The organism is Xanthovirga aplysinae (genome assembly GCF_009711365.1).
Taxonomy (GTDB): Bacteria; Bacteroidota; Bacteroidia; order Cytophagales; family Cyclobacteriaceae; genus Xanthovirga; species Xanthovirga aplysinae.
The window spans coordinates 1-609 of the sequence record NZ_SMMB01000181.1; the positions used below are offsets into that span (position 1 = coordinate 1).

At 34.5% G+C, this 609-nt stretch carries 1 protein-coding gene; it reads left to right on the forward strand.

Features of this window, described 5'->3' with window-relative positions; all coding sequences use genetic code 11:
- On the forward strand, positions 1-476 hold a 476-nt coding region (locus E1171_RS00330; RefSeq protein WP_155203000.1), incomplete at its 5' end, for a lipocalin family protein.
- Positions 477-609 lie beyond the last annotated feature (133 nt).

Below are 609 nucleotides of genomic sequence, written 5' to 3' on the forward strand. Positions count from 1 at the left end.
TACTTGGGACATTATCTTGTTCAAAAGCAAAAAAAGAGCCCTACAAGATCCCGGAAAATGCTTTCTCTTTAATTGCTGGAGAATCAGGAAAAACCTGGAAATTAGCTAGAAGATTTAACGGCAAAACCCGCATGAATATGGGTGATTGTTTTCTTTCCTTCAGACAAACATTTAAACCAGACCTATCGGTTATGGATAATTCAGGAAAAAATAAAGATTGCGGGGAATCCCTTATAGGAACCTGGAGATTGACAAAAGATAAAAAGGAAAATTACTATATAAAAATAATCAGTGATCAAATTCCCAGACTGATGAACATTGAGGAAGATTATAAGTATTTTAAAATTCTACATGTCTCAGAAGATCAGCTTACCCTACAATTCAGACACAAACAATTCTCGAATAAAGAAAGAACCATGACAGATATTTATGTTCCAGAAGAAATGGAGGTAGAGGGAAGGGATTTTCATTGGTAGGAGAAACTTGCGAACCCTATAGGAGTACCCAAAATATACGCCTTAATTCTTGGAAATTTCATCTACAAAACTAGTTATAAGCTTAAAATAATTCTCAAATTCCGTAAGCGGTAAAGTTTCAGGCTTATCATAA